Annotated in this window: 3 protein-coding genes; all 3 read left to right on the top strand. The window is 45.5% G+C overall.

Translation table 11 applies throughout. The features are described from left to right. Positions 1 to 202 precede the first annotated feature (202 nt). Positions 203 to 1,729, top strand: coding sequence for an aldehyde dehydrogenase family protein (locus tag JMX89_RS12665; RefSeq protein ID WP_201551724.1), 1,527 nt, complete (start codon positions 203 to 205; stop codon positions 1,727 to 1,729). Between the two features lie 137 nt (positions 1,730 to 1,866). Further along, complete coding sequence (gene adhP / locus JMX89_RS12660) at positions 1,867 to 2,895, top strand: alcohol dehydrogenase AdhP (protein WP_201551723.1); 1,029 nt, start codon at positions 1,867 to 1,869, stop codon at positions 2,893 to 2,895. A gap of 184 nt (positions 2,896 to 3,079) precedes the next feature. Beyond that, positions 3,080 to 3,406, top strand: coding sequence for a DUF779 domain-containing protein (locus JMX89_RS12655; RefSeq protein WP_201551722.1), 327 nt, complete (start codon positions 3,080 to 3,082; stop codon positions 3,404 to 3,406). Positions 3,407 to 3,465: the final 59 nt, after the last annotated feature.

The following is a 3,465-nucleotide window of genomic DNA, read 5'->3' as shown; positions in this document are numbered from 1 at the left end:
CTAAATTTATGAAACAACCTGATTTGCTTTACTAAAAGCACCTATCTTTATGTATAAAAGTTCAGTAGGATAGACTGTCAACCTGATCAGGAAGATCCAGCAAAACCGTGCAAGTGACTTTATAGATATGACCTCAAAAGATCATATATCAAAGGCTTGAACGTTTATTTGCTTTATAAATTAATACAACAAGGAGTCGTTAATGCTACACGCCTATCCCAATACAGAAAACAGCCCCGTCCAATTCCGCGAAAAATATGACAACTTTATCAATGGTGAGTGGGTCGCACCAGCCGATGGAGAATACTTTGACAACACCAGCCCCATTGACGGTAAAGTCATCTGCCAAGTCGCCCGTTCAAAAGAAGCGGATATTGAAAAAGCCTTAGACGCTGCTCATGCTGCCAAAGACGCTTGGGGCAAAACCAGTGTCGCTGAACGTGCCAATCTACTGCTCAAAATTGCAGATAAGATGGAAGCCAATTTAGAAGCCATCGCCATTGCCGAAACGTATGAAAACGGCAAGCCTGTACGTGAAACCCTAGCAGCAGACATTCCATTAGCTGTCGATCACTTTCGCTATTTTGCCAGTGCCATTCGTGCACAAGAAGGCGGCCTCAGTCAAATTGATGATGACACGGTTGCTTATCACTTCCATGAGCCACTTGGTGTCGTCGGCCAAATTATCCCATGGAACTTTCCGATCCTCATGGCAGTATGGAAGCTAGCCCCTGCGCTTGCTGCTGGTAACTGTATAGTACTCAAGCCTGCAGAGCAAACGCCTGCCTCTATCCTATTTATGCTAGAGACGATCGGGATTGCTGATATCTTACCAAAAGGTGTCCTCAACGTGGTCAACGGTTTCGGAGTTGAAGCTGGTAAGCCGCTTGCCTCCAATCCACGTATCAATAAAGTTGCCTTTACTGGTGAGACGACTACTGGTCGCCTAATCATGCAGTACGCCAGTGAAAACATCATTCCAGTTACCCTAGAGCTGGGTGGTAAGAGTCCAAATATCTTCTTTGCTGATGTCATGGACGAAGACGATGATTTCTTGGACAAAGCGGTCGAAGGTCTAGTGATGTTTGCGCTTAACCAAGGTGAAATCTGTACTAGTCCGTCGCGCGCATTAGTACACGAGAGCATTTATGATGAGTTTATGAAGCGCTGTATCGAGCGCGTCAAAGCCATCAAAATGGGTAACCCATTAGATACTGATACCATGATTGGCGCCCAAGCCAGCACAGACCAGTTAGAAAAAATCCTATCTTATCTGGATATTGGTAAAAAAGAAGGGGCCAAAGTATTGGTCGGTGGCGAACAAGCCAAGCATGACGGCGACCTTGCAGATGGCTACTATGTGCAGCCCACTATCTTTGAAGGCACTAACGACATGCGCGTGTTCCAAGAGGAAATCTTTGGACCAGTACTTGCCGTCACGAAATTTAAAGACGACGAAGAGGCCATGAGCATTGCCAATGATACCATATATGGTCTTGGTGCTGGAGTCTGGACACGCAGTGTACACAAAGCCTATCGCTTCGGACGTGGCATCCAAGCAGGTCGCGTGTGGACCAACTGCTACCACATCTATCCTTCGCATTCTGCATTTGGTGGCTACAAGCAATCGGGTATCGGCCGCGAAAACCATCTAATGATGCTCGACCATTATCAGCAAACCAAAAACATGCTGGTATCCTATAGTCCAAAAGCGATGGGGTTCTTTTAAACACTATTTGCTAAAGCACCTTACAAGGAAGCGTAAGGTGCAAACTCGATGCTTACTAAGCATCTACATGTAAAATAATTGGCAGTTTAAACGATTGATTTAAGCGTTGGTGACTGCTAGTAATAAGGAGTTATACCATGAGTAATAAAATGAAAGCTGCGGTTCTGCATGAGTTCAACCAACCGCTACAGATTGAAGAAGTAGACATCCCAACCGTAGGTGCCGGTCAGATCTTAGTAAAAATGCAGGCTTCAGGTGTTTGTCATACTGACCTTCACGCTGTCGAAGGTGATTGGCCTGTAAAACCAAGCCCACCATTTATCCCGGGACACGAAGGCGTAGGTCTTATCACTGCTGTGGGTGACAACGTTCATCATGTCAAAGAGGGCGATAGAGTTGGTGTGCCTTGGCTCTACTCTGCCTGTGGTCACTGTACCCATTGTTTAGGTGGCTGGGAAACCTTGTGCCTAAGTCAAAAGAACTCTGGTTATTCAGTGAATGGTAGCTTTGCAGAATACGTATTGGCAGATGCTGACTATGTTGGCATTATTCCTGAGAGCGTTGACTCTGTTGAGATTGCACCAGTTCTATGTGCGGGTGTGACGGTATATAAAGGTCTGAAAATGACAGACACCAAACCAGGTGATTGGGTCGTCATTTCAGGTATCGGTGGACTTGGTCACATGGCGGTACAGTACGCCATTGCCATGGGACTGAACGTTGCTGCCGTCGATATTGACGATGAAAAGCTCGATTTTGCCAAAAAACTGGGGGCAAAAGTCACCGTCAATGCCAAAAACACCGATCCTGGTGAGTATCTGCAAGAAGAGATCGGCGGTGCTCATGGTGTGCTAGTGACAGCCGTCTCCTCTAAGGCCTTTGATCAAGCGCTGACCATGCTGCGCCGCGGTGGTACTTTGGTCTGTAATGGTCTACCAACAGGCGACTTCCCTGTTTCTATCTTTGATACGGTACTAAATGGTATTACCATTCGTGGCTCAATCGTTGGTACACGTCTAGACCTACAAGAGTCGCTAGATATGGCAGCGGAAGGTAAAGTAAAAGCGACTGTTGCCGCTGAGCCACTTGAAAACATCAATGACATTTTTGATCGTATGCGTGATGGTAAGATTGAGGGTCGCATCGTCATTGATTACTCTATGTAGACATGTCAATTATTTGAGACATTTTTATTTTTTAGAAATTATCTCGATAATTACGACGTTTGGTCACAAATAACAGGTCGTATCGTTTTCAGCCACATGCTATTAATGATGTGAGTGATGATGATGCGGCCTTTTATATTTTACCGATTAGTTTGGGTAAAAGTTTAAAAATAAGGAGCACGTTATGAAACTTGAAGCGACAGAAGCCTGCGTTGCGTTAATTGAGCTATTAAAGTCCAAACACGGTGACCTGATGTTCCATCAATCTGGCGGCTGCTGCGATGGCAGCTCACCGATGTGTTATCCGCTGGGTGAGTTCAAAGTTGGTGGTCAAGACGTACTCGTCGGTGAGCTTGCTGGTTGTCCCTTTTATATGGGTAAAGCGCAGCATAAACTTTGGCAACATACGGATTTAACCATCGATGTGGTCGATGGACGCGGGGCCAGTTTTTCGCTTGAGATACCTGAAGGTAAGCGCTTTATCGTCCGTTCAGAAGTATGTGCGGTGTAAACTACTACTTTATTCACAAGAAGCTATCAGTCTCATATCAGCGCATTTTATGTCTTATT

The organism is Psychrobacter sp. DD43 (genome assembly GCF_904846555.1).
Lineage (GTDB): Bacteria > Pseudomonadota > Gammaproteobacteria > Pseudomonadales > Moraxellaceae > Psychrobacter > Psychrobacter cryohalolentis.
This window is presented reverse-complemented; position numbering and strand designations above follow the sequence as displayed.

Bases quoted from the DNA above. Each gene is read 5' to 3' on its own strand.
- JMX89_RS12665 (WP_201551724.1), top strand. From the start codon at position 203: ATGCTACACGCCTATCCCAATACAGAAAACAGCCCCGTCCAATTCCGC.
- adhP (WP_201551723.1), top strand. From the start codon at position 1,867: ATGAGTAATAAAATGAAAGCTGCGGTTCTGCATGAGTTCAACCAACCG.
- JMX89_RS12655 (WP_201551722.1), top strand. From the start codon at position 3,080: ATGAAACTTGAAGCGACAGAAGCCTGCGTTGCGTTAATTGAGCTATTA.